We start from the raw sequence: 25,590 nt of genomic DNA, 5'->3' as shown, positions 1-25,590 counted from the left end.
GCCTCCCTCTCCCGGGCCTGTCAAACCGCGGCGGCGGTCTGGTGCAGGCGCTCCGCTTTGCTGCGCAGTACGGCGGCCAAAAGCGTCAGCAGCAGCAGGCCGTAGGCGACGGTTGCGGCATTGACCGCCCCGTGCAGGCCAAACCGGCCGTTGACCAGCGATGAGACGCTGGCGAACAGCAGCGTACCGACGGTGCCGCAGGTGAGCAGCGCGGAAATCAGCGTCGGCGAGCTGCGGCTGACCTGCAGCGAACCGTAGCTCATCAACCCGGAGAACAGGCCGGAGTTAAAGAAACCGAAGGCGCCGCAGGCGAGCAGAATCAGCGTGCCATTGGCGCTGTTGGTAATCAGCGTGACCGACGCCATGCCGACCAGGGTGCAAATCAGCAGGAAGGTGCGCAGCTTCATCCACTTCACCGTAAACTGGTTGAGGAACAGGCCGATGGCTTTGGCAACCCAGTACACGGTGGTATACAGCGCCGCCTGCTCGGGCAGCATCGCAAAGCGCGACTGCAGATACCCCGGCGTCCACATGGTGAAAATCGGCTCCGCCAGCAGGAACAAAAACAGCGCCAGGCAGATAAGCCATACCGACATTCCCCACGGCTCCGCGACGGCGGCGTCGGCATGCCGCGCGTCGTGAGGCTGAGCCTCCGCGCTCGGGAAGCGGGCGCGCAGCACCAGCAGCAGCATCAGTACGCCCAGAGCGCCCATAATGGCGTACATCGCCATCCAGCTGGCGCCGAGTTTGAACATCCATGCCAGCAGGAAGGAGAGCGTCGCCCCCGCGAGGCTGAAGAAAAAGTCGGTAAAAATCAGGCTTGACGAGCGGCTTTTCTCATCCGGGTTGATGCGTACCACCAGATAGCTGCCGATGGTCATAAAGATGCCGCCGCAGGCGCCAATCACCGCGACGGCGACGCTGAACATCGTGAGCGTCGGGGCGGCGAACAGCGCGACGCTGATGACGAGAGTGAGCAGCGCCGCGACCGCCAGCGGCTTTTGCAGCCCCCATTTTTTCATCAGCAGCCCGCCGAGCATGATTGGTACGAACATGCCGATATTCATCAGCGTGAAGACCTGGCCGATAAAGCTCGGGTCCTTATGAAAGGCGGCGCACAGCGGCCCAAGGACGATGCCCAGGGTCGACACCAGCGCGCCGACAAAATAGTAGCTCAGGTACGAGATGGCATTCAGGCTGCCGCGGGAGTAGTTTTCTGGCATCTGCGGTTCTCCTGGCGGGCGCGCTGCCCGCCTGTGGCTTTGGGTCAGCGGCAGTTCTTCACGAACTGGCTTATCAGACGGATAAAGTCGTCGGTCACCATGGCGGCGCACTTCAGCGTCTGCTCATGGGACAGCTCCACGTCGCTCAGCCCCTCCGCCATGTTGGTAATGGCGGAGACCGCCAGCACCTTCAGGCCGCAGTGGCGGGCGACAATGACTTCCGGCACCACCGACATGCCTACCACGTCACCGCCCAAGTTTTGCATCATGCGAATTTCCGCTGCGGTCTCGAAGTTGGGGCCGGGGTAGGAGACAAAGACCCCGTCGTGCAGCGGCAGGTTCAGCTCGCGGGCGGTGGCGTGCAGCTGCTGGCGCAGATCGCGGTCATAGGCGTTGGCAAGGCTGAAGAAGCGCGGGCCGAAACGCTCGTCGTTCGGGCCGACCAGCGGCGTCGACGGCATGGTGTTGATGTGGTCGCTCAGCGCCACCAGCGAACCAGCCGGGATATCGGTATTCAGCGAACCGGCGGCATTGGTGCAGAACATGAATTCGCAGCCGAGCAGCTTAAAGGTGCGCACCGCGTGGGTCATGATGCCCATCCCGACGCCCTCATAGAAATGGCCGCGGCCCTTCATGCACAGCAGGTCGACGCCGTGCAGGCTGCCCATCACCACCTCACCGGCGTGGCCGATGACGGTGCTGACCGGAAAGCCCGGCAGCTCTTCATACGAGATGACGGTTTTGTTTTCCAGCCTGTCGGCCAGTACGCCGAGGCCGGAGCCGAGGATCATCGCCATACGCGGCGCGAAGCCGGGTTTTGCGCCGCGCAGGATCTCGGCGGCTTCATACGGGGCATCGTTAAACATCGAACGGGACATCAGGCGCTCCTTCATAGCGTGGTTTGCGCTTATTCTCGAAGGGCAACGATTGGGGTTCCAATATGATTAACGCGGGGATTGATTCGGGTTTTGTATTGATGAGCGCTGGGTGGATGAAATATCAAGAGGTTAGGCGTATTGATGGGGCTGCCAGAGGATTAACGGTTGCCAGGAACTGTGATGAAGCTCACCGGGGCCAGAGCGCTTTTTACCTTTGTTTTTCGGGTTATTAAATGATTCTCAAATAATTAATTTATTAACTTAATTGAATCATTAATTAGTTATCACCCTCACAATTCGCAGAGAAACTAAATCATGTTTCTGGATAAACATTGACCTGTTGCTAGTATCAAGTCGCTAATCATACACCTGCAAGAGGATACAATGAAAAACAGAAAAAGTATGATCGTGAACGGTATTGCTGTTGCCCTGACCTGCAGTCTGAGCCTGTCGGCGCTGGCGGAGAGTCCCGCCGCAGAGGTGAAGATCGTTCGTGATGAGTATGGAATGCCGCACATTTACGCCAGCACCACGCATAACCTGTTTTATGGGTATGGCTACGTGGTGGCGCAGGATCGCTTATTTCAGATGGAGATGGCGCGTCGCAGTACCCAGGGAACGGTCTCGGAGGTGCTGGGCAGCCAGTATCTGAATTTTGACAAGGACATTCGCCAGAACTACTGGCCCGCATCGATTCACGCGCAAATCGCCGCGCTGCCGGCGGAAGATAAGGCAATCCTCCAGGGCTATGCCGATGGTATGAACGCCTGGATTGACGAGGTGAACCGCCATCCTGACACGCTGATGCCAAAGCAGTTCACTACCTTTGGCTTCAAACCCCAGCACTGGCAACCCTTTGATGTGGCGATGGTGTTTGTCGGCACCATGGCGAACCGCTTTTCGGACAGCACCAGCGAGATCGATAACCTTGCGCTGCTGACGGCGCTGAAGGATAAGTACGGCGCGAAGCAGGGCATGGCGGTATTTAACCAGCTGAAATGGCTGGTAAACCCGAATGCTCCCACCACCATCGCGCCGCAGGAAAGCCGCTATCCGCTGACATTCGACCTTAACAAAACGCAAACTGCGGCGCTGCTGCCGCGCTACGATCAATCGCCACCGATGCTGGAGCGTCTGGCGAAAGGCGATGACGGCGCGCTGCTGGCGCTGACGGCGACGCAAAACCGCGCCACTATCGCCGCACAGTTTGCCCGCAGCGGCGCTAACGGCCTGGCGGGCTACCCGACGACCAGCAACATGTGGGTGATCGGCAAAAGCAAAGCGCAGGATGCAAAAGCGATCATGGTTAACGGCCCGCAGTTTGGCTGGTATGCCCCGGCGTACACCTACGGCATCGGCCTGCACGGCGCGGGGTATGATGTGACCGGCAATACGCCGTTTGCATATCCGGGGCTGGTTTTTGGCCACAATGGCGCGATTTCATGGGGATCTACCGCCGGTTTTGGCGATGATGTCGACATTTTCGCTGAACAGCTGTCGGACAAAAAACCGGGTTATTACCTGCATAATGGGCAGTGGGTGAAAATGCTCAGCCGCGATGAGGTGATTAACGTAAAAGACGCCCAGGCGGTGGATTTCACCGTGTATCGTACGGTGCATGGCAACGTCATTAAAACCGACCCCGCCACGCACACCGCTTATGCCAAAGCGCGGGCATGGGACGGTAAAGAGGTCGCCTCGCTGCTGGCGTGGACGCACCAGATGAAGGCTAAAAACTGGCAGGAGTGGACGCAGCAGGCGGCGAAGCAGGCGCTGACCATCAACTGGTATTACGCCGACGTCAACGGCAACATCGGCTATGTGCATACCGGCGCATACCCGCAGCGCCAGCCCGGACACGACCCGCGTCTGCCGGTACCGGGGACCGGAAAATGGGACTGGCAGGGGGTATTGCCGTTTGCGCTGAACCCGAAGGTGTATAACCCGGCATCGGGCTATATCGCCAACTGGAACAACGCGCCGCAGCAGAACTATCCGGCTTCCGATCTGTTCGCCTTCCTGTGGGGCGGGGCCGATCGTGTGACCGAGATAGCCCGGCTTATCGATAAGCAGCCGACGTTTACCTATGAACAGGCATGGGATCTGATCGGAAAAACCAGCCGTCAGGATCTCAACCTGCGCCTGTTCCTGCCTGCGTTGCAGGGGGCGACGGCGTCGCTGCCGCAAAGCGATCCGCGTCAGCAGATGGTGAGCCTGCTCAGCCGCTGGGATGGTCAAAACCGGCTGGCTGCCGATGGCAAAACGCTGCAGCAGCCGGGCTCCGCTATTCTCAATGCCTGGCTTACCAGCATGCTGAAGAAGACCGTGGTCGCCGCCGTCCCTGCGCCGTTTAACCAGTGGTACGGCGCCAGCGGGTATGAAACAACGCAGGATGGGCCTACCGGGTCGCTCAACATCAGCGTCGGCGCGAAAATTCTCTACGAGGCGCTGCAGGGCGACCGTTCGGCGATCGGGCAAGCGGTCGATCTGTTTGGCGGAAAATCGCAGCAGGCGGTAATTCTCGAGGCGTTGCAGGAGGCATGGCAGACGCTCTGCGCACGCTACGGTACGGATATCAGCCAGTGGAAAACGCCAGCCATGGCGCTGACCTTCCGCGCCAATAACTTCTTTGGCGTACCGCAGGCCGCGCCGCAGGAGGCCAGGCATCAGGCGGAGTATCAGAACCGCGGAACGGAAAACGACATGATTGTCTTCTCTCCGGCGGGACAGAAAACGCCGGTGCTGGCGTGGGATGTTGTTGCTCCCGGCCAGAGCGGGTTCGTCGCGCCGAACGGCACAGTTGATAAACACTATGACGACCAGCTGAAAATGTACGAAACCTTTGGTCGTAAACCCCTGTGGCTGACGCCGCAGGAGGTGAACGCCCATAAAGAATCGCAGGAGATTCTGCATCTTAAACCGTAAAAGCAGGCGCGCCAGCGCGGGGAATTTCGCTGGCGCGCCGCAATGTTTCAACCCGACGTCATTTTTCTGACACGTTGGCTCATTACGGTGTTAGCTCCACTACAAGGACGCTAACAATATGAAAATCAAAATTATTCCTCTGGTTATCGGCTGTACGCTCTCTTTCTCCGCGCTGGCGGCGGCACCGCAGGCCGAGCGCTATGTGGTGAGCTTCCCGGAAGGCTCCCACGTCCGCTACGACGGCGCGTTTGCAGGCGCGTTTCCGAACGGTCTGCCGGTCGGTATTGGCTCTGGCCTGCTGTTTACCGGCAGGCAGGGCGATGCGCTGACGTTTGTCACCGTGACCGATCGCGGCCCGAATGCCGATTCGCCCAACGTCGGTAAAAACGAGGCCAAAATTTTCGTCGCGCCGGATTTTGCGCCGCTGCTGGTGAACATCCGCGTGCAAAACGGTAAAGCGGAGGCCAGCGATATCCGCCCTTTGCACGACGATAAAGGCAACATAAACGGCCTGCCGCTGCAAAGCGGGGTGATTGGCTCGACCAACGAAGTGGCGCTCAGCGATACGCTGAAGACGCTGCGCGGCGATAACCGGGGTCTGGATACCGAAGGGATAACCCCGGACGGTAAGGGCGGCTACTGGCTGTGCGATGAGTATGGGCCGTTCCTGATTAACGTTGACCGCCAGGGCAAGATCCTCGCTATGCACGGACCGCAGGCGGCGGAGGGGGAGAAAGCCATCGCCGGGGGGCTGCCGAACATTATCAAATGGCGCCAGCCGAACCGCGGCTTTGAAGGCGTCACCCGCATGCCGGACGGACGTATTCTCGCGGCGGTGCAGAGCACGCTGGATATCGACGGCAAGAGCAAAAAAAGCGCGCTGTTTACCCGCCTGGTGAGCTTCGACCCGGCGACCGGAAAAACCGCCATGTACGGCTACCCGATAGACAGCGCGGCCTACGCCAAAAATAGCGATGCCAAGGTGGGCGATATCGTGGCGCTCGACAATCAGCACATCCTGATTATCGAGCAGGGCGGCGATAGGGACGGCGCAATGCGTAACCTTATCTATAAGGTAGACCTGAGCAAGGCCAGCGACCTGGCGGCGTTCGATAAGCCGGGCGAGTATCCGGAGTTTGCTGACGCCAGCGCGCTGGCCGCGCGCGGGATTACGCTTGCCGACAAAACGCTGGCGGTCGATTTGCGCCAGCTTGGCTGGCAGCAGGAGAAAGCCGAGGGGCTGGCGCTGATCGACAGCAAAACCCTGGCGGTGGCGAACGATAACGACTTTGGCGTGAAAACGGTGATGCAAAACCCGGTCGCGGGCAAAAAGCTTAAGGATTACCGGGTCAACGAGCAGGGCGCGCTTAGCGTTGATGGCAATACAGTTGCCGCCACTATCGGCATCAGGCCGCTGGAGAAACCGGAGTCGGACAGCGAGCTGTGGATTGTGACGCTGCCTGAGGCGCTAATGTAAATTCCCTCCCCCTGGCCCTCTCCCTCGGGGAGAGGGCCAGGGGGGTATTGTTATTTGCGCAGACCCGCAAACGCCGCGCGGATCTCTTCTTCAGGCAGCTGGATGCCGATAAACACCATTGTGCTGTGCGGCGTTTCATCGCCCCACGGTCGGTCCCAGTCGGCGCTGTAGAGGCGCTGGACGCCCTGAAACAGCAGGCGGTTTGGCTCGCCGTCAATCCACAGCATGCCTTTGTAGCGCAGCAGCTTATCGGCGAACGACAGCAGCAGATTCTCCATCACCCGCGATACCTCGCTGATATCCACCGGGTAGTCCAGCTCGACGACGACGGACGAGACGTCATTCTGCTTGTCGGCCATAAAGTGGAAGCGGGGTTTTGCGGTGACGTTTTCTTCCAGCATAAAGCCGTTGGTGTTGAACAGCTGAGACAGGTCGATATCGCCGTGCGTCACGGTGTAAATCGGGGCGCGCGAGTTAATGCGCGTCAGGCGCTCGCGCAGCTTTTCGCTTCCGCCCGCCACGTCGGTTTTGGTCAGCAGAATGCGGTCGGCGTAACCCACCTGCGACTGAGCAATAGTGAACTGGTTCATCTGATCGTCGGCGTGAACCGCGTCGACCAGGGCAATCACGCCGTCCAGCAGGTAGCGCTGGCAGAGAATGTCGTGGGAGAAAAAGGTCTGAATAATCGGTCCCGGGTCGGCCATGCCGGTGCATTCGATAACCAGACGGTCAAAGTTGATGTCGCCGCGATCGCGGCTATCGAGCAGGTCGAGCAGGGCGTCTTCCAGCTCGCTGGAGCGGGTGCAGCAGATGCAGCCGTTGGTCAGCGTCTTGATCTGCGTGGCGCGGTCGCCAATCAGCTGGTCGTCCACCGAGACTTCGCCAAACTCGTTTTCGATGACGGCGATTTTGAAGCCGTGCTGTTCGTTCAGAATATGGCGCAGCAGGGTTGTTTTTCCCGCGCCGAGAAAGCCGGTCAGCAGGGTAACGGCAATCGGGCTCATGGTCTCTCCTTTAGCAGCAGCGGACGCCGCCTTCTCCACTTCCGCCGTAGCGCGCTTCCTGACGCTCGCGGAAAAATTCGGTGTAGGTCATGTACGGCTTGTCCGGATGGTTGGTCTTCATGTGCTCGACGTAGTTGTCGTAATCCGGAATACCAATCAGCATTTTTGCCGCCTGACCGAGGTATTTTTTTGCTTCGCCTAAGTTACCAAACATTGTGGGTTCCAGACAGGAAAAGCCCGGTGGCGCTATGCTTACCGGGCCTACAGTTCCTGTGTAGGGCGGGTCAGCGTAGCGCCACCCGCCATTTTTTTAATGGTGTGAAGAGGTCTTCACGCCGCCTTCCGGCACCGGTACGTACGGGGTTTCTTTGTCGGTGCGGGCGTCGATGTTGCGTGCCTTCATCCAGGTTTTGATGCCGTAGAAGATGATGCTGTACACCACCACCAGGAACAGAATGCTCAGACCCGCGTTGGTGTAGTTGTTCACCACGATATGGTTCATGTTGGCAATCTGCTGTGCGGTAAGGTCCGCGCCGCCTGCGGCAATCTTCTCTTTGTACTGGTTAGCCATGAAGAAGAAGCCTTCCATCTGCGGGTTGCTGCTGAACAGCTTCAGACCCAGCGCCCAGGTGGTGCAGAGCAGCAGCCACAGAGCCGGAACGACGGTGACCCAGATGTATTTGGTGCGCTTCATCTTCACCAGCACCACGGTGCCGAGCACCAGCGCAACGGCCGCCAGCATCTGGTTAGAGATACCGAACAGCGGCCACAGGCTCTTCACGCCGCCCAGCGGGTCAACCACGCCCTGATACAGCAGGTAGCCCCACAGGCCAACGCAGCCCGCGGTGCCCAGAACGCCCGCCACCAGGGAGTCGGTTTTCTTCAGGAACGGCACGAAGTTGCCGAGCAGGTCCTGCAGCATAAAGCGGCCCGCACGGGTACCGGCGTCCAGCGCGGTCAGGATAAACAGCGCCTCGAACAGAATACCGAAGTGGTACCAGAAGCCCATGTCGGCCATCGGCAGCACCTTGTGGAACACGTGGGCGATACCCACCGCCAGGGTCGGCGCGCCGCCTGCGCGGTTCAGCACCGACGGTTCGCCGATGTCTTTCGCCGTCTGCATGATCTGCTCAGGAGAGATAACAAAGCCCCAGGAGCTGACGGTCGCCGCCGCGTGGGTGCTCACGTCTTTCAACTGAGCCATGATCATCGCCGCGTTTTCGCCGCCCATCTCATGCAGGTTCGGCATGGTGATGCCGAGACCGGCTGGCGGGGTGTTCATCGCGAAGTACAGGCCTGGTTCGATGATGGACGCCGCAACCAGCGCCATGATCGCCACGAAGGACTCCATCAGCATTGCGCCGTAGCCGATCAGGCGGGCGTCTTTTTCGTTCGCCAGCAGCTTCGGCGTGGTGCCGGAGGCGATCAGCGCGTGGAAGCCTGAAACCGCGCCGCAGGCAATAGTAATAAACAGGAACGGGAACAGCGCGCCTTTCCACAGCGGACCGGTGCCGTCGATGTACTGGGTCACTGCCGGCATTTTCAGGTCCGGGTTGAGGACCACGATGCCGAGCGCCAGACCGACGATAACGCCGATTTTCAGGAACGTCGCCAGGTAGTCGCGCGGCGCCAGAATCAGCCAGACCGGCAGCAGGGCGGAGATAAAGGCATAGCCGATCAGCGCGAAGGTGATGGTGGTGTCTTTAAAGGTCAGCGCCGGGCCCCAGTACGGGTCGTGGGCAATCACGCCGCCGAAGTAAATAGACGCGACCAGCAGCACAATACCGATCACCGACACTTCGCCCACGCGGCCCGGGCGCAGGAAGCGCATATAGATGCCCATGAACAGCGCAATCGGCACGGTGGAGCAGACGGTAAACACGCCCCACGGGCTTTCCGCCAGCGCTTTCACTACGATCAGTGCCAGCACCGCGAGGATGATTATCATGATGAGGAAGCAGCCGAACAGGGCGATGGAGCCCGGCACGCGGCCCATCTCTTCTTTCACCATCTCGCCGAGCGAAGAACCGTTACGGCGCGAGGAGATAAACAGCACCATGAAGTCCTGCACCGCGCCCGCCAGCACCACGCCCGCCAGCAGCCACAGGGTACCCGGCAGGTAGCCCATCTGGGCGGCCAGCACCGGGCCGACCAGCGGACCGGCGCCTGCGATGGCGGCAAAGTGGTGGCCGAACAGCACGTAGCGGTTGGTCGGCACGTAGTTCAGGCCGTCGTTGTTGATGACGGCCGGGGTGGCGCGCGTCGGGTCGAGCTTCATGACCTTCTGCGCGATATAGAGGCTGTAGTAGCGGTAAGCTACCAGATAAACCGAAACGGAAGCGACGACGATCCACAGGGCGCTGACGTGCTCGCCCCGGCGGAGTGCCACCACCGACAAACAGAATGCCCCGATGATCCCGAGGAGCATCCAGGGTATGTGCTTAAGGTATTTTTTCGTATCCATAGTAAAACCTGGCTTTTTTAGGATGAATAGTGAGGTCTGTGTTGCTTTGCGTGAGGTATTGCTTAGGTTAGGAGCGATTTTGCCAGAGCATCGCGCGTAGGCGGGGCGGAAAATGGCTGAGTGGTTGTATGCGCCGCTGAGTGGTTGTTTGTCGGCGTAAGCGGTTCGGCTAAGTGGCTGACAAATCAAGAAATGTGATGAAGATCACGTTGTGCATCGCGGCGTTTTTGTTCGCATAAATCGCGCGTTTTTCCAGCGGTGAGGTGATTGCTGGCTAAAGTTTTCGCTTTTTTGGCCGAAAACCCCGATAACTCACCATTGGAAAAAAACAACATGCTAAACCGTATTAAAATTGTCACCAGCCTCGTGCTGGTTCTTGTGTTATTTGGTCTTTTGCAGCTGACATCAGGAGGGCTGTTCTTTAACTCCCTCAAGCATGACAAAGAAAACTTCACCGTCCTGCAGACGATTCGCCAGCAGCAGTCCACGCTGAACGGCAGCTGGGTTGCGCTGCTGCAGACCCGTAACACCCTGAACCGCGCCGGGATCCGCTACATGATGGATCAGAACCATATCGGCAGCGGGGCAACGGTGAACGAGCTGATGCAAATCGCCACCAAATCCCTTGATGAAGCGGAAAAACGCTGGGCGGAGTACGAAGCGCTGCCGCGCGACCCGCGCCAGGATGAAGCCGCGTCCCTGGAAATCAAACGTAATTACGATATTTACCACGGTGCGCTGGCCGAGCTGATTCAGCTGCTGGGCGCAGGTAAAATCAACGACTTCTTCGACCAGCCGACCCAGGGCTATCAGAACGGTTTCGAAAAAGCCTATGTGAACTACCTCGGGCAGAACGACCACCTGTACGAACTGGCGGTGACGGATAACAACAGCTCCTACAACCAGGCGATTTGGGTGCTGATCTGCGTGATGATTGCAGTGCTGGTGGTTATCGTGGTTGTCTGGATGGGCATTCACAAAACGCTTATCCATCCGCTGACTCGCCTTATCGACAGCATCCGCCACATCGCGGGCGGCGATCTGGTGAAACCTATCGACGTGCAGGGCAGCAACGAGATGGGCCAGCTGGCCGACTCTCTGCGCCACATGCAGAGCGAGCTGATGCGCACGGTGGGTGAAGTGCGTAACGGCGCGGACGCTATCTACAGCGGCGCCAGCGAAATCGCGATGGGCAACAACGATCTCTCCTCGCGCACCGAGCAGCAGGCGGCGTCGCTGGAAGAGACGGCAGCCAGCATGGAGCAGCTGACGGCTACGGTGAAGCAGAACGCCGAGAACGCCCGTCAGGCGAGCCATCTGGCGCTGAGCGCGTCTGAAACCGCGCAAAAAGGCGGTAAAGTGGTGGATAACGTGGTGCAGACAATGCGCGACATCTCCTCCAGTTCGCAGAAAATCGCCGATATTATCAGCGTGATTGACGGTATTGCCTTCCAGACCAACATTCTGGCGCTGAACGCCGCCGTTGAAGCCGCCCGTGCGGGTGAACAGGGTCGCGGCTTTGCGGTGGTGGCCGGCGAGGTGCGTAACCTGGCGCAGCGCAGCGCCCAGGCGGCTCGTGAGATCAAGAGCCTGATCGAAGACTCCGTCAGCCGCGTGGACGTTGGGTCGACCCTGGTGGAAAGCGCCGGTGAGACGATGGATGAGATTGTCAACGCGGTGACCCGCGTGACCGATATTATGGGCGAGATTGCCTCGGCTTCTGACGAGCAGAGCCGCGGCATCGACCAGGTCGGCCTGGCGGTTGCTGAAATGGACCGCGTGACCCAGCAGAACGCCTCGCTGGTGGAAGAATCCGCCGCCGCAGCGGCAGCGCTGGAAGAGCAGGCCAGCCGTCTGACCCAGGCGGTTGCGGTATTCCGCATTCAGCACGCGCAGGCCTCCGCCCAGCGCGCGCGCGCCGTTGACACCCATGAGCACAAGCCCGCTGCCCTGCGTAAAGCGGCGGCGACCGACGCCGGGGACAACTGGGAAACGTTTTAATCGGCTCGCCGGTTAAGCATCAGGCGCATGGCGCAGCGCGATTCTCGCGCCAGGCCATGCGCCGCCTCTTCTGCAAGCTTCTGCCGCAATGCCGGCGTCATCTCCGCTTCATCGAGCTCGCAAAACCCCAGCCGGGCATACAAGGGCGCATTCCATGACGGGTCGCGAAAGGTGGTCAGCGTCAGCGCCGTACAGCCGCGCGCGCGGGCCTCATCGGCAATAAACGCCAGCAGCGCCCGGCCGATTCCCCGCCCCTGCCACGCCTGGTGAACGGAGATTTCTCGGATAAACAGCGCCGTGCTCTGGGGCTCTGCCAGAATAAAGCCGACGGGAACGCGACCGACGGCCGCCACCCAGCTGCCGCCCGCGGCGGCGGCCTGACGGTGCGCGTCGATATCTATCCCTTCGCTGTCCGCAAGCCAGGCAAGGCCCGCGACGGTGCGAAAACGCCGCGCGGCGGAACGTTCAATTGCCGGGAGCTGCACAATGTCGGCGTCCGACGCTGGGCGAATCGTAAGGTTGAGCGCTATAGTTTGATTCTTCATCGCTTTAGCATAACAGCGGCCCAGGGAGGCGCGTATGCAATTTATTGCCGTTCCGGCGACCCACTTTAGCGGCGAACAGCTGACCGCGGCCCTGGGGGACTGTTTTACCGACTATATCGTGCCGTTCGCGCCGGTGGTGGATGTCTTCGTCCAGCGCTTTACGGCGGAAGGGATGAGCCTGGTTGACTCCTGCGTCTGGCTGGAGGGCGATACGCCTGCGGCGATCGCCATTGTCGCCCGGCGCGGCCATGACGCCCGGCTGGCGGCGTTTGCCGTGCATCCCCGCTACCGCGGCAAGGGGATGGGCAAGCGCATGATGTCGGCGCTGCTGGCCTCGCTGCGGGAAAAAGGCGTACGGCAGATGTGGCTTGAGGTGATCCGTCAGAATCCGGCGGGCGTGGCGCTGTACCAGTCGCTGGGGTTTGAGGTCAGGCGAGGGCTGTGCGGATACGTCAGCTCGCCGCAGTCCGCGCCGGAGGGAATATTGCAGGAAACGGATGTGCTGGCGCTGGTGCGCCGGGCCGGGGCGGAGATCGACGGCAGCCTGCCGTGGGTGCTGGACCCGCTTTCGCTGTGCACGCTGCCGTGCCGGGCCTGGACGCTGGGCCACCGGGCGTACGCGGTGATATCCTGCGTCACGGCGAAGCCGCAGCTGCAGCTGCTGTGGGTCGAACCGCGGTCGCGCGGTCGGGGGCTGGCGCGTGAGATGCTGCGGGCGCTGGGCCAGCAGTTTCCGGCGCTGGGCACCTCGGCGGCGGTGCCGGAATCCTTCACCCCGCTGTTTCACGGGGCGGGCTATACGACGATGGCTATCCAGCAGTACGAAATGCGCATTACCCTTCGCGGTTGACCACCTTAATTTCCACCATGCCGATGCCGAGCCTGCGCGGCGAGTGGCCGAGAATATTCCCCTCATTGGTGGACTGCGGCTCCGGCGGCGCAATGGTCAGCAGGCTGCTGCGCGTCGGGTTGTCGAAATGAAGCGTAGTGGTGGAGACCTCGTTGCCGAGTGTGAGCGTTTGCTCACTGTCACCAACGCGTACCGGTATCGGGCGGTTGGCGTTCGGCCCGTAGGCCTTTGCGGTGATCACCAGGTCGAATTTTTCCGGCAGCGGCGCGGCGTATTCAATTTTCACCTCATCGGCAAGCTGGGCGTTTGACCAGCGGCCCCAGGATTCCGGGCGGGAAATGCCGCTAAACTGCTTCACGTCCTCCGGCGCGCCCGCCACGTTGAAAATAAAGCTGTCGGCCTTGTAGCGAATGTCGTTATCGACAATTTTCAGGCTGTCGACGTTGCCCTGATAGCGCGTCATGTCGATCACCGTGTCTTTAAACGCCGCTTTGCCTTTCCACTGCGCTTTGTCGATATGCTGAACCTTCTGCTCGCCGCCGAGCTGGCCCTGAGAGACGCACCAGTCGGTGGAGAGCGCAAGCTCCGGCGCCCAGAGCTGGGCCATCTTGTAGCAGCGGTCGACCCAGACGAAGTTATCGCGCGGCGCGAAATCGGCCAGCTGGAAGCGCAGCGGCGCGGAGTATTCGCTTTCCGGCAGCGGCTCGACGCGGTTGTCGGACACCCGCAGCAGCAGCGGCAGGCGGAAGTTTGAGCCGGAAAAGGCCATCATGTTCTTCTGGCTGTCGACGGTGAAATCGTTAATCGCTTTCGGGAAGTTCCACAGGCGGATGATATCCGGCTTCCACGCCAGCACTTTCTCTTTCATATTCAGGAACACCTCCGACAGCGACTGCCCGGAGAGGCTGCTGCGCCCGAGGCCGATAAAGTTATCGCCGCCGAGGATGTCCAGCACCGTGGCACCGTTATCCATCGTGTTGCGTTTCAGGCCGACCACGTCCTGCTGCGGCTGGTCGCCGCGCAGGATGAAGAACAGGTTGTTGCGGTCCTGCTTGTTGAGGTAATCCCAGGCGGTATTTTTCATTGCCAGGTGATCGGAGGAGACCACAACCACCGTGTTTTTGAAGTACGGCGAGGCTTTGATCTTTTCAATAAACGCCGCAATGTTCTCCTGGCTGCAGCTCACCGCGCTGAACGACTGGTTGGCTTTGCCGCCAATCTCGTACTTTTTGCGCTGGCAGGTGCGGGAGATAAAACCGTCCGGATGGTGGGTGTCGACGGTCAGGGTAAACAGCGAGAAGCGCTTGCCGGACTGAGACAGCGCCTCAAACTTTTTCCAGGCCTCATCCAGCACGGTATCGTCGTAGAACCCCCAGTCGTTGCGGTAGGCCGGGTCAGCCACCACGGTTTTCAGCTCTTCGGCGCCGTAGAGGTGGTCAAAGCCGTGAGACTGCAGGAACACGTCTTTTCCGGCAAAGCGCAGGTTGGCGCCCTGAATAAAGTAGTTCTCATAGCCGGAGTGCTTCAGGATATCGCCAAGGCAGACGTTCTGCGGGAAGAAGCTGGAGACGGAGGCCGACGCGTTGCCCTCAAACGGCGCGAACAGCGGAATGCCGCACTGGGAGGCGACCATCCCGGCGATGGTGTAATCGGTGCCCGGCAGCTGCATGGTGTGGCTGAAGTCGACGCTCTCCGCCTTCAGGGCGCCAAGCTCCGGCGTCAGGTTGGGGAAGGCGTCGTTATCGAAGTAGGTACGCTCAAGGCTTTCGCCGTAGATATACACCAGGTTGAGCCGCGGGTTGGCGATGGTTTTCGACGGCTCTTTGTAATACGCGGCGAAATCCGGGTCGCCCTCGCGGGACTGTGATTTAACCAGTTCGCTAATCTGGCGAAACGCCGGGCTGGCGTCGACCGACAGCAGCGCCAGGAAGAGCGCCAGCAGGCTGTAGCCGAAATGATGCGGATGGTAACGGCGGCGGCGCAGAACCCAGCCGAGGCCGCCAAACACCAGCGTCAGGGCCAGCACCAGGCCTGCGCCTGGAAGTATGTACTTACTAACGCCAGCGCCGGTCAGGCTGTTGGTGAGCGTGTACAGGACGGCGTCATTGATCCCATCGCCCGTGAAGTAGTCGCTGGCGTACAGCGTCAGATTCAGGACAACAAACAGCCCTAACACCGTGAGCGTGGCGGCGAACCACCAGGTGTTACGGCCCGCTTTCCAGGCGTAAATCACCACGGAAGCAAGAAACAGCGCGATAGAAACCAATCCGGACACGGCACATCCTCAGAGACGCCAGCCCTCTGCTGGCAGTGAGTCTTTTTTTTGACCAGACAATGTAATTGCAACGACATGTGGTTGCAATTTTATCGTCATTTAAGCGTGCCTGAATCCGGAATCGGCCTAAAAAGGAGCGCCTGCGGGTAAACGAGAGGGCGCTATGGCTGGCCGTGAATGACGCCCTCTGCCAGGGAGGACGCGCTGTTGCCGTTGACATCCGTGGCGTCCATATTCGCACCTTTGGCTTTGAGTTCAGCCAGCAGTTCATCCCGCTTAAACAGCGAGGCATACATTGCCGCCGTTTGTCCGGCGTTGTTAGGCGTGTCCGGGTTACAGCTGGCCGCCAGCAGCCGACGGGCTATACGGACTTCGCCTTTAAAGATTGCCCCCATCAGGGCCGTGTTGCCGCGTTTATCTCGTATGCAGGGATCCGCGCCGGCACTGAGCAGTTTTTCAACCGCCGTGCTGTGGCCATGATACGCCGCGAGTATCACGGCGGTGTAACCCTGGCTGTCCTGCACGTTAAGATTGTATTTCCCCGCAATTAACGTATCTATCACGTCGTTGTTACCCTCACGTGCGGCATTCCACAGATAAGCATCCAGCTGTTGTTTGATCTCATTTGCCGTGGCGGCCGTCGATGTCGGCACTACCGAGAGATAACCCGCAAACAGGCATGCTAACCAATACGAGGCTTTCATAACATTGTCCTTATGCGAAGGCCTGCCCCCGCGCGGGGGCAGGGGCTGGTTTAGTCAACGAGGGTCGCCGCGAGCTTCTGCACGGTTGCAAGATCGCCTTTGGCAACCTGAGTTAAGCGGGTGCCGTACTCTTTGTCAGCCTTATAGAAGTAGGAAAGCATAATGTTCTTACTTTCCGCGTCCGTGTCCGCCAACGATGAACCCAGGCTATTTACCAAATCGTCTTGCTCTTTTTTGTTATAGGAGCGATACAGTTCTCCGGTCTGTTTGAAGTTTTGTTCGCGCTGAATTTTGGTCTGTTGAGTGGCGCCGGTCAGCATCGTTTGGCTGTAACGTGCCGAGGTCAGCTCTTCGCGGGGATACAGACGGCTGGGCTGGTAGTTGACGCCTTTATCCTGCTGTTTACCGCTGTTAAGACTGCCGTCCTGATTAATATTGTTAACGGGCGAGTGGGGGCGGTTGATCGGCAGGCTTAGCCCGTTTGCCCCAAGGCGATAAATCTGGGTGTCGGCGTAGGCAAACAAGCGTCCCTGCAGCAGCTTATCTTCTGAAGGTTCAATTCCTGGCACCAGGTTTGAGGGGGCCATGGCGACCTGTTCTGTCTCCTGAAAGACATTCTCCGGGTTCTTATTCAGCACCATCTGGCCAATTTTACGCTCTGGAATTCCCGGCCAAATCTTTGTGGCGTCCAAAGGGTCAAAATCAAATGTTGCCAGGTCCGACGGCTTCAGGACCTGAATATAGAGATCCCATTTGGGGTAATCGCCGCGGTTTATCGCCGCGACGAGGTCGTGAGTCATATGGCTGTAGTCTTTACCCTGCACCTGCTCAACCTGCTGAGGGTCAAGGTTCTTTATCCCCTGCAGCGTTTTCCAGTGAAACTTAACGTAATGAACTTCGCCTTTGCTGTTGACCAGTTTATAGGCATGAACGCTGTTGCCGTCCATATTTCTGTATGAGGCCGGAGTACCTTCGTTAGAATAAAGAAGCGTTAATGTACGAATGGATTCCGGAACGTGTGAAAAGAAATCAAAGCGACGCGAGTCATCATCCAGATTCGTCCGCGGATCCGGTTTAAAGGCGTGCACCATATCCGGAAATTTAATCGCGTCGCGAATAAAGAAGGTCGGGAAATTATTGCCAACCAGATCCCAGTTCCCTTCCGACGTGTAGAATTTGGTCGCAAAACCGCGAGGGTCCCGTAGCGTTTCAGGGGAGTGATTGCCGTGAACAACGCTTGAGAAACGGACGAATACCGGCGTTTTCGTTCCGGCAGAGAATACTTTCGCCATGCTCAGATCGGAAATATCTGCGGTGGCCGTGAATTCACCGTGCGCGCCAGTTCCCCGGGCATGCACTACGCGTTCCGGGATCCGTTCGCGGTCGAACCTTTGCAATTTTTGTAATAACTGGACATCCTGCAATAGCACGGGACCATTAGCCCCTGCGGTCTGCGAGTTTTGGTTATCACCGACAGGGGCGCCATTATCGCGTGTTAATGTATCGGCATATATCAGCGGGCTGATACTTAGTGAAGTCAGGATCAACAGCAGCCTGGTTGGGGTCGTGCTGCGAACAATACGGGTGCTATTACTCATATAACTCTCCTCGTCTTTTTTTGTGGTAAAGGCTGGTCCATGGAGAGATGCCCTTTCAGTATGACTAAATGATAAAACGAATTTAATAACTGCCAGAGGCATTGCGCCGATATTAAATGCATCATTTCTCAGGCCGCGCAGTATTAGTTTGATTATCTGCACAGGGCATGCTTCCCTCAATTTACCCCAGGCAATGGTCCGGCCTGGGGTGAGGTGTGGCGGTCAGAAGTTGTGCTAACAATATCTGGCATGATGGGGACATCCAATAGCTTTCCCGCTATCACATTAATAGGCATAACTTTATAACGGGGTAAACGCATCTCCCCTCTGCGTTGCAGAAGGAATAGCGCTGGAGAGGGTGTTTTTTTAGAGTGTATTTCTTCTGTCTGGATCACGAATTTGAAAAAAGAGAACCTGTAAATAAAATGTGAAAAACAGGCATGGCTTATTTAAAAATACACAATGCTCAATGCATAATTACGTTTTTATTATTTTGAAAAAATGAATTATTTTGTATTTTAAAATAAAAATAATGCTACGAAATGGGGAAAATAAGAACCCACTCACACGGGCGGTGAGTGGGGATGACGCGGGGTCAGGAGAGGAAGCTGGCGCCTTGTTTCAGCACCAGATCGCAGGCCTTGGTTTTGACCTGTTCCGCCAGCGGCGAATTGCCGATCGCGCTGAGGTTCAGCTGCTGGCCGTTCTGGGCGTTCAGCAGCCCCTGAATGCCGTCAAGATAGTTGGTGTCTTTCTTCTGCTCCGCCGCGCCGAGACCGAGCTTATCCAGCATCTGGTTTTTCACGTTGTCGACGTTAGTGGCGGAGGCCAGCTTCTGCTTGGCGCAGTACTCTAAAATACCGGCGGCGTTGTTCATGTTGTCGGCGCTCAGCGCGCTGCTGCTGCCGTTAAGCAGGCCGGTCAGCGAGGAGAGCGACATCCCGCCCTTCTGCGCGCTGCCGCTCTGGCTGCTCAGTTCGTTGGCGGCGCTGTTCAGCGTGTCCTGCCATGAAGAGGCGCCAGCGGTGGTGGAGAGCAGTGCGATGCTCACAACTGTGGTGGCCAAAAGGCCTTTTGCGAATTTCATAAAAAACTCCAGTGGAGAGAAAACAGCGCCAGTATAGCGCCGCTTTCGCCAGGAAAAATCTCAATACTCTTTGCCGGTCACGCGGCTGCGGTAGCTGTCCCAGTTAAAGATAACCCACAGGCTGTTGCCAAGGCGCATACGGTCCATGACGCGCTCCCCCAGCAGCTTGGTCATTTCGTCCATATTACTGTTGGTCAGCATGCCGGTCGGGCGTTTCGACGACGAGCGGCGATCGACTATCTGGTTGATGATCACTTTTTCATAACGGGACTCGGTCTGTACGCCGATCTCGTCGATCACCAGCAGATCCACATTGCTGAGATCGTTGAGCAGCTGCTCTTCGCTGGTCTCGCGGTTGCCGAAGGTGTCCTTCATGGCGGACATGATGTCGGCCACCGTGATGATCAGCACTGATTTTCCCCGCAGCAGCAGCTCGTTGCAGATGGCGGCGGCGAGGTGGTTTTTTCCGGTTCCCGGCTTGCCGGAAAAGATGAAGCTGGCGAGGTTGCCGTCAAATTCTTCGACATACTGACGCGCTTTTGACAGGGCGTTCATCTGGCCGTCGCACTCGATGCGGTAGTTGTCGAAGGAGCAGTTTTGATGCAGCGGGCGAATGCCGGAGCGGTTAAAGGTGCGCTGCATTTTCATCGCCCGGTTCTCGCGCTCAAGGGCGGCGGAGCGCAGCTCGCCTTGCTCTTTTTGCCAGGCCAGCAGCTCTTCGCCGGTTTTGAAGGCCGGTTCGATATGTTTTGGCATCATCTTCTGCAGACGCTGCATCAGGTCACCAACGTTTTTCATACTTAACCTCTGAAACCGGGGGGAATGTGGCTGTCGGGTTCGCTCAGCGAATTGAGATCGCGTCGCGGCTGTCCGCCGTTGCTGGCGCGGTTAATCTGCACGCTGCGGGCGAGCTTCTGCTGCCACTGTACGTGATGGAACACTTTGCCTTCCGCCTGCCAGTAAGCGGTAAACGCGGCCAGCTCTTCCGGGGTGACCGGCTGCGTGAGCGCCACGCCCCACAGCGCCGCCATGCGCTGAAAATCGGCGTCCGGCTGCCAGCCGGCGTACATGGCGAATTTGCCCATCGGCACTGTCATCGGCGTATCGGCAGGTTCGTCGTAGAATTGCGCATCTAACGCGACATCGCTACCGGGACGCGCGAGCCGGGCTTCCAGCTCAAGCAGCTGCGCCAGACGCGCAGGCGCAATGGCATAAAAAGCCGGGGCGTTATTGGCGAACACCGCCACCGCGCCGCCTTCGGCACGGTTTAACGCATCTTCGGGATCGTGCAAAAAGGCATCAATGCCGATGACATTGGACGTCAAAATTCTCGATGACATAACGCTTACTCAAACGGGGATAACAACGGGCATACTCTGGGGCAGATAGTAGCACAGAGTGGGGCAAGGGAGGAGATTGCCCGGCGCGGTAAACGCCGGGCGTCGTCGGGGCATTATACCCGCGGACGCTTGCGGTAGAGCCAGAGCCCGGGGATCGAAAGCCCGATGGACAGCGCGCCGACAATGGATGAGGCTTTCAGGAAGTTGCTGAGCAGCGTAATCATCAGCGCTTCGCTATAGCCAAAATGGCTGATTTTCACCGCCGAAATCATCGCGGTGTACGCGGAGATCCCCGGGAACATGGGGATGACGGCGGCCACGGTGAAGATTTTCGGGTGCGCCAGATACCAGCGCGACCATTGAATGCCGATACTGCCGACCAGCATCGAGGCGGCAAAGGTGGCCCACTCGATATTAAAACCACCCGCCATTAGCAGCATTCTGACGCTATGGCCAATGGCGCCGAGCAGGGCGCACCAGAGCAGCGCGCGGTGCGGGACGTTAAAAACCATCGCAAAGCCGACGGCGGGGATTGCCGACAGCAGCATGTCCTGCAGCAGCGCCATGACAAACTGAATTATACCCATCCGCGTAACCCCCATACGGTCATCGCCATGACTACGCCAATGCAGGTGGCGAGCGTCAGCAGGCTGGCAATCGCCCAGCGGGCAAGCCCGGTATTGATATGTCCTTTGAACATGTCGGCGACGGCGTTGATGAGCGGAAAGCCGGGGACCAGCAGCAGTACGCTGGCCGCCATCGCGACCGTCGAGGTATGCGCAAAGTGAGGCAAGCGCAGCATCAGGCCCGATACGGTGGTGGCAACAAACGCCGTGATGCAAAAGTTAATCTGCGGATGCATGCCGCGATGGGTCAACAGCTGGCGGATATACATGGCGACGGTGCTGGCGCAAAAGGTGACAAACGCGCCGTCCCAGCCGCCGTTGTTCAGCTTGCAAAAGCAGGCGCAGGAGAGCCCTACCATCGTCACCACGAGCCAGCGCGGGTAGCGCAGCGGTTTAATCTGCGCGAAGCGTTTTTCCACGTCCTTATAGTCGAGCAGCTTGTGCTCCGCCAGAATGACGATGTGCTGCACTTCCGTCACTACGTGCATGTTGATGCCGCGGTCGCTGTTTTTGCGGGTTGAGGTCAGGCACTGCCCGTCCTTAATGGTCGTCAGCACGATAGCGTTAGAGGAGATCGCGCTTTCAACGCTGTCCATCCCCAGCGCTCGCCCCAGACGGCCGGAGAGCTCTTCCACCAGCGCGCTTTCCGCGCCGTGCTGCAATAAAAACAGCCCGCACTGAATGCACAGCCGCGTAATCTGTCGTTGTACCGTTTGATCTACTTCCATCATCGCCTGAGAGTGTTCACCAAAAATGCCGAGCCCATAGGCTACTTTTACCTGAGCCCGTATGCGGCAGGCAAGCGCAAAGCATAACGAAAAACGGCCGCGGCGGCTGTGACGCAAGTATTCATCGTGAAAATTGTATGTCAGAGTTTGATATTAAAATTGAAATAATTAATCCAGTCTAACAACAGAATAAATTTTTTCTAATATCTAAGCTATTAATCTCTTAGCCCGGATATGAGATATTACTTAGGCTGCGATGATAAATTTAATTTAGCTTCTATTTAATGAGGGGCAGATTTCATTTATTCAAATGAAAACAAGGAAGGTAACGTCTGAGAGGGAATTATGCTATCGACACGCTCTGGATATGGGATAGTTATCAGCAGATTACCGGTAATACAGTCTGGCCTGTGCGCTATTATGCGGGATAATTTCCCGGAATATGAAAGCGGTTGTTATCAGTACATTGAAGAATTAACGTTGATGCAGCTGCGTCGCGCCACTCTGGTTCTGGTCGATCTGTTTGGCGGCTCGCCGGAGCCGCACGCAATCTGTGAGCAATATTATTCGTTAATGACGCAGTACACTGATATTCGCTGGGTTTTTCTGGTCAGTCCTGCGCTCTATCCCCTTGCCGTTGAGTATTTAATGCGTCCGCAGAGCTCGCTGCTGTCCGACGCGGAGCCCGTTGCCGAGGTCATAAGGGCTATCCGTGAAAAAAACGACGGCTACATCAGCAGCAGTCTGGTGGTACCCCGCAGCAGCGCCATCGAGCCCGGGTATTTCAGAAGCGTCTCGCTGACGATATCCGAACGCCAGGTGCTGCGTCTGCTGGCGAAAGGGTGGGGGATTAACCAAATCGCGACGATGCTGCATAAGAGCAATAAAACCGTCAGCGCCCAGAAAAACAGCGCGATCAGGCGCTTGTCTCTGCGCGGGAACGCCGATATGTACGCCTGGATTAACAGCGCGGAGGGGATGAGGGAGCTCAATCTCCATACCGTCTACGGAGAGCACGCTGAATGGAAAAACATGCCGCAACGCGACATATCGCTATCATAGACGCCTGTACGATGTCAGTGCTGGGATTGCAAAAGCTGCTGACGCACACATCAGGCAATCAATGTCAGATTCATGTGTTCAGGAATTCCGCTGAATTTTTAGCTGAATTGCATCGCTGGCCCTGCTTTGCGGTGATTTATGCCATTTCCTGCGCCAGGGGGTCGAGGAAGGATAGCAGCTACCTGCTGAAAAGCGTCGCCAGGCTGGCGCCGCAGGCGAGGCGTATTGTTATCTCTGACGATCGTCGGGAAGCCGGATTGATTCGCGATCTGTCGCCGGTGAGCCTGCACGGTATCCTCTGTAAATCGGCCGCGATTAGCGATCTGTCCGCGCAGCTGCAGGGGCTTTTGCAGGTGTTTCCGTCTCCTCAGGAGAATATTATTAACGGCGGCTGTCGCGGCGCGACCCCTGGCCTAAGCCCGACAGAGCGCGTCATTCTTTACTACATGGCGGAAGGTCTTTCTATTCCGGAAATAGCGGCGCATCTGGCCCGGAATACAAAAACAATCCGGGCGCATAAGTTCAATGCGATGACCAAGCTCGGGGTAAGTACCGATACTGATCTATTGTGTGCTGCGGATATGCTCCACTATTCACCGATACGTGGAAACCTGTACCTGTCGTCCCGGGTGAAAATGAACTGATCTACAGGCAGACGTCGACCCAGGTGGCGTGAGTCAGGTGCGCCAGCCTGTCCGGGGCGATGCGTACCGCGCTGTGGGTTGCGCCAGCGGCAGGGAGCACTTCGGGGAACTCTCTGAGAGAGACGTCGCAAAACACCGTCAGCGGGTTCTCCAGGCCAAACGGGCAAACGCCGCCGACCGGATGTCCGGTTACCGTCACCACTTCATCGCTGTTGAGCATCCGCGCTTTGGCGCCAAAGGTTGATTTGAGTTTCTTGTTATCAAGACGCGCATCGCCTTTGGCGACGATGAGGATCACCTCGTCTTTAACCTTTAGCGAAAGCGTTTTGGCGATCTGCCCCGGCGCCACGTTGTGGGCGGCGGCGGCGAGCGCAACGGTCGCAGTGCTTTGATTAAGCTCTATAATTTCAATATCAGGCGCGTGGTCGGCGAAGAACTGGCGTACGGACTGAAGGCTCATGATTTCCTCTCTTATTGGCGATTTTAATCTGTCATACGTCACCCCGGGCTGTAAATAATTGTGTTAATAATTCGATAACATTTCAGATTTCTCGATCCTCTTCACATTCACTGCAACCGGTTACAGTAACCGGTTGCAGTGAGTCTGACGGCGATGAATACTGAGCGCGTAACGTCTTCTGTATCCAATAAAAAATAAGAGCCGTGTATGAAATATATCCTTCTGAGTAGTACATCCGGTGAGCCGCCCGGTGTGGCAGCGAACTCACAGTATGATATTGCGCATAGCGGCAAAGACCCCGTTGCTGTGCTTACGTCTATAGCCTGTCAGGAGAGCTGCTATGTCTGCGAACCATGCCGCCTTTAATCTGATTTTCCGTTTTGTCGAAAACTATGTCAGTCCGGTTGCCGGGCGTATTTCGTCCCAGCGTCACGTGATGGCTATCCGCGATGGTTTTATCTCGGCGATGCCGTTCATGATTGTCGGCTCATTTTTACTGGTGTTTGCCTATCCGCCGTTTTCCCCGGATACCACCTGGGGTTTTGCCCGCGCGTGGCTGGATATGGCGAAGCAGTTCGAAGGGCGAATTCTGACGCCGTTCGATATGACCATGGGCATTATGTCTATCTACATCTGCGCGGCGATTGCCTACAACCTCGGTAAGCATTACGAAAAGAGCCATCAGCTCGATCCATTCATGTGCGCGATGCTCTCTATCATGGCGTTTCTGCTGGTGGCGGCGCCAAAAACCAACGGCACGCTGCCGGTTGACAGCCTGGGCGGCACGGGGATCTTTACCGCTATCCTGGTGGCGGTGTACTGCGTGGAGATGATGCGTTTTCTGAAGATCCGCAATATCGGCATTCGCCTGCCGGATCAGGTTCCGCCGATGATCAAAAACTCGTTTGATCTGCTGATTCCGGTGCTGGTGGTGGTGCTGACGCTTTATCCGCTCAGCCTGTTTATCCAGAGCCAGTTCGATATGCTGATCCCGCAGGCGATCATGGCGATATTTAAACCGCTGGTTTCCGCGGCGGATTCGCTACCGGCGATCCTGCTGGCGGTGCTGATTGCCCATCTGCTGTGGTTTGCGGGCATCCACGGCGCGGCGATCGTTTCCGGCATGCTGCAGATGTTCTGGCTGACGAACCTCGGAATGAACCAGACGTCGCTGGCCCACGGCGAACCGTTGCCACATATCTTTATGGAAGCGTTCTGGACGTTTTTCATCGTTATTGGCGGCTCCGGCGCGACGATGGGGCTGGTGTTCTGCTATCTGCGCAGCCGCTCCGCGCACCTGCGCTCAATTGGTCGGCTGAGCATTGTGCCGAGCGTTTTTAACATCAACGAACCGGTGATCTTCGGCACGCCGATCGTCATGAACCCGGTGTTCTTCATTCCGTTTCTGCTGGCGCCGATGGTGAATGCCGTGCTGGCCTGGGGAACGATGAAGCTGGATCTGATTGGCCGGGTGATTTCCGTGGTGCCGTGGACGGCGCCAGCGCCGGTGGGGGCGGCCTGGGCGCTGGGCTGGGATTTCCGCGCGGCGATCCTCGTCGTGCTGCTGGCCTGCGTTTCCGCCGTCATCTACTACCCGTTCTTCCGGGTGTATGAGAAACAGCTGTTGGCGCAGGAGGCGGAAGAGGCGCAGCGCGCCGCGCAGGAAAACGAGCAGGTTGCCTGACCGCCAGGCCCCGGC

At 58.0% G+C, this 25,590-nt stretch carries 22 protein-coding genes; 7 read left to right on the top strand and 15 right to left on the bottom strand.

Annotated features, from left to right (window positions below):
• Positions 1–20 precede the first annotated feature (20 nt).
• Positions 21–1,223: an MFS transporter TsgA gene (gene tsgA / locus ENTCL_RS18910; protein WP_013367748.1), complete on the bottom strand. Its 1,203-nt coding sequence runs from the start codon at positions 1,221–1,223 to the stop codon at positions 21–23.
• A 44-nt stretch (positions 1,224–1,267) separates the two neighbouring features.
• On the bottom strand, positions 1,268–2,101 hold the full coding sequence (gene xapA, locus ENTCL_RS18905; RefSeq protein ID WP_013367747.1) for a xanthosine phosphorylase: 834 nt from the start codon (positions 2,099–2,101) through the stop codon (positions 1,268–1,270).
• Positions 2,102–2,485: 384 nt separating this feature from the next.
• Here xapA and ENTCL_RS18900 point away from each other — a divergent pair, with 384 nt between their 5' ends.
• Together ENTCL_RS18900 and ENTCL_RS18895 are read left to right on the top strand one after the other, a co-directional pair.
• On the top strand, positions 2,486–5,026 hold the full coding sequence (locus ENTCL_RS18900; protein ID WP_013367746.1) for a penicillin G acylase: 2,541 nt from the start codon (positions 2,486–2,488) through the stop codon (positions 5,024–5,026).
• 118 nt (positions 5,027–5,144) lie between these two features.
• Complete coding sequence (locus ENTCL_RS18895) at positions 5,145–6,503, top strand: esterase-like activity of phytase family protein (RefSeq protein WP_013367745.1); 1,359 nt, start codon at positions 5,145–5,147, stop codon at positions 6,501–6,503.
• 50 nt (positions 6,504–6,553) lie between these two features.
• On the opposite strand, the gene yjiA is transcribed toward ENTCL_RS18895, so the two are convergent.
• From yjiA to ENTCL_RS18880, 3 genes are all read right to left on the bottom strand, one after another.
• Positions 6,554–7,507 (bottom strand): GTPase, encoded by a 954-nt coding sequence (gene yjiA, locus ENTCL_RS18890; RefSeq protein WP_013367744.1) that lies wholly within the window; start codon positions 7,505–7,507, stop codon positions 6,554–6,556.
• Between the two features lie 10 nt (positions 7,508–7,517).
• Positions 7,518–7,721: a YbdD/YjiX family protein gene (locus ENTCL_RS18885; protein ID WP_003856610.1), complete on the bottom strand. Its 204-nt coding sequence runs from the start codon at positions 7,719–7,721 to the stop codon at positions 7,518–7,520.
• A gap of 96 nt (positions 7,722–7,817) precedes the next feature.
• Complete coding sequence (locus ENTCL_RS18880; RefSeq protein ID WP_013367743.1) at positions 7,818–9,971, bottom strand: carbon starvation CstA family protein; 2,154 nt, start codon at positions 9,969–9,971, stop codon at positions 7,818–7,820.
• A 333-nt stretch (positions 9,972–10,304) separates the two neighbouring features.
• Between ENTCL_RS18880 and tsr the strand changes: the two genes are divergently transcribed.
• Positions 10,305–11,972, top strand: coding sequence for a methyl-accepting chemotaxis protein (tsr, locus tag ENTCL_RS18875; RefSeq protein WP_013367742.1), 1,668 nt, complete (start codon positions 10,305–10,307; stop codon positions 11,970–11,972).
• Here tsr and ENTCL_RS18870 read toward each other — a convergent pair.
• Positions 11,969–12,517: a GNAT family N-acetyltransferase gene (locus ENTCL_RS18870; RefSeq protein WP_013367741.1), complete on the bottom strand. Its 549-nt coding sequence runs from the start codon at positions 12,515–12,517 to the stop codon at positions 11,969–11,971. The genes tsr and ENTCL_RS18870 overlap by 4 nt on opposite strands.
• A 34-nt stretch (positions 12,518–12,551) precedes the next feature.
• On the opposite strand from ENTCL_RS18870, the gene ENTCL_RS18865 reads away from it, so the two are divergent.
• The gene (locus ENTCL_RS18865; protein WP_013367740.1) at positions 12,552–13,367 is read left to right on the top strand and encodes a GNAT family N-acetyltransferase; all 816 of its coding nucleotides are present in this window, start codon (positions 12,552–12,554) and stop codon (positions 13,365–13,367) included.
• On the opposite strand, the gene opgB is transcribed toward ENTCL_RS18865, so the two are convergent.
• The 8 genes from opgB to ENTCL_RS18825 all read right to left on the bottom strand — a co-directional run bounded on the left by opgB (position 13,351) and on the right by ENTCL_RS18825 (position 21,725).
• Positions 13,351–15,642, bottom strand: a complete 2,292-nt coding sequence (gene opgB / locus ENTCL_RS18860; protein WP_013367739.1) for a phosphatidylglycerol--membrane-oligosaccharide glycerophosphotransferase — start codon at positions 15,640–15,642, stop codon at positions 13,351–13,353. The genes ENTCL_RS18865 and opgB overlap by 17 nt on opposite strands.
• A gap of 161 nt (positions 15,643–15,803) precedes the next feature.
• A complete protein-coding gene (locus ENTCL_RS18855) occupies positions 15,804–16,346 on the bottom strand; it encodes an ankyrin repeat domain-containing protein (RefSeq protein ID WP_013367738.1) in 543 nt (180 codons plus the stop codon).
• Positions 16,347–16,396: 50 nt separating this feature from the next.
• Entirely contained in the window at positions 16,397–17,944 is a 1,548-nt protein-coding gene (gene katB, locus ENTCL_RS18850; RefSeq protein ID WP_013367737.1) for a catalase KatB, read from the bottom strand.
• Between the two features lie 595 nt (positions 17,945–18,539).
• The gene (locus tag ENTCL_RS18845) at positions 18,540–19,031 is read right to left on the bottom strand and encodes a YjjA family protein (protein WP_013367736.1); all 492 of its coding nucleotides are present in this window, start codon (positions 19,029–19,031) and stop codon (positions 18,540–18,542) included.
• 60 nt (positions 19,032–19,091) lie between these two features.
• Positions 19,092–19,829: a replicative helicase loader DnaC gene (gene dnaC, locus ENTCL_RS18840; RefSeq protein WP_013367735.1), complete on the bottom strand. Its 738-nt coding sequence runs from the start codon at positions 19,827–19,829 to the stop codon at positions 19,092–19,094.
• A 2-nt stretch (positions 19,830–19,831) separates the two neighbouring features.
• Positions 19,832–20,371, bottom strand: a complete 540-nt coding sequence (dnaT, locus tag ENTCL_RS18835) for a primosomal protein DnaT (RefSeq protein ID WP_013367734.1) — start codon at positions 20,369–20,371, stop codon at positions 19,832–19,834.
• Positions 20,372–20,484: 113 nt separating this feature from the next.
• Positions 20,485–20,958: a threonine/serine exporter gene (locus tag ENTCL_RS18830; RefSeq protein WP_013367733.1), complete on the bottom strand. Its 474-nt coding sequence runs from the start codon at positions 20,956–20,958 to the stop codon at positions 20,485–20,487.
• Entirely contained in the window at positions 20,949–21,725 is a 777-nt protein-coding gene (locus tag ENTCL_RS18825) for a threonine/serine exporter family protein (protein ID WP_013367732.1), read from the bottom strand. Before ENTCL_RS18825 ends, ENTCL_RS18830 begins: the two co-directional genes overlap by 10 nt.
• Before the next feature lie 345 nt (positions 21,726–22,070).
• Here ENTCL_RS18825 and ENTCL_RS18820 point away from each other — a divergent pair, with 345 nt between their 5' ends.
• Positions 22,071–22,787: a helix-turn-helix transcriptional regulator gene (locus ENTCL_RS18820; RefSeq protein ID WP_013367731.1), complete on the top strand. Its 717-nt coding sequence runs from the start codon at positions 22,071–22,073 to the stop codon at positions 22,785–22,787.
• Entirely contained in the window at positions 22,748–23,431 is a 684-nt protein-coding gene (gene bglJ / locus ENTCL_RS18815; RefSeq protein WP_013367730.1) for a DNA-binding transcriptional activator BglJ, read from the top strand. Before ENTCL_RS18820 ends, bglJ begins: the two co-directional genes overlap by 40 nt.
• Position 23,432: 1 nt before the next feature.
• Here the strand turns inward: bglJ and ENTCL_RS18810 are convergent, their stop codons facing one another.
• Complete coding sequence (locus ENTCL_RS18810) at positions 23,433–23,891, bottom strand: YbaK/EbsC family protein (RefSeq protein ID WP_013367729.1); 459 nt, start codon at positions 23,889–23,891, stop codon at positions 23,433–23,435.
• Between the two features lie 340 nt (positions 23,892–24,231).
• Here ENTCL_RS18810 and ENTCL_RS18805 point away from each other — a divergent pair, with 340 nt between their 5' ends.
• Entirely contained in the window at positions 24,232–25,575 is a 1,344-nt protein-coding gene (locus ENTCL_RS18805; protein ID WP_013367728.1) for a PTS cellobiose transporter subunit IIC, read from the top strand.
• Positions 25,576–25,590: the final 15 nt, after the last annotated feature.

Source organism: [Enterobacter] lignolyticus SCF1 (assembly GCF_000164865.1).
GTDB classification, from domain to species: domain Bacteria; phylum Pseudomonadota; class Gammaproteobacteria; order Enterobacterales; family Enterobacteriaceae; genus Enterobacter_B; species Enterobacter_B lignolyticus.
This window is presented reverse-complemented; position numbering and strand designations above follow the sequence as displayed.